This is a genomic window from Psychrobacter sp. W2-37-MNA-CIBAN-0211, from assembly GCF_040309405.1.
GTDB lineage: Bacteria > Pseudomonadota > Gammaproteobacteria > Pseudomonadales > Moraxellaceae > Psychrobacter > Psychrobacter glaciei.
Genome location: NZ_JBEOOU010000554.1, coordinates 1 through 238 on the forward strand (window position 1 = coordinate 1; position 238 = coordinate 238).

Genomic DNA, 238 nt, shown 5'->3' on the forward strand with positions numbered 1-238 from the left:
GACCTACATCAACGTGGTCTTTAACTTCAAAATCGTACTTTTTAGGTGTACCCCAAGTTAAAATTTCTACGTTGTCGTCTTCGTCAGCGCCTTCTGGTACCGACTCGTCCGGTAAGTTTGGAATTGCTAAGGCAATGTCGTTAATTGCGGCTAATACTACATCTTGCTGCGCTTTTGCTGCGTATAGTTCGCTACCTAAGTTAGCAACTGCATCTAGTAGCGGTTGAGCGTCTTCGCC

Annotated in this window: 1 pseudogene; it reads right to left on the reverse strand. The window is 45.4% G+C overall.

Annotation, left to right across the window (positions count from 1 at the left end):
- Positions 1-238 (reverse strand): annotated as a pseudogene (locus AAEY72_RS16240) (serine--tRNA ligase); the annotation flags it as partial.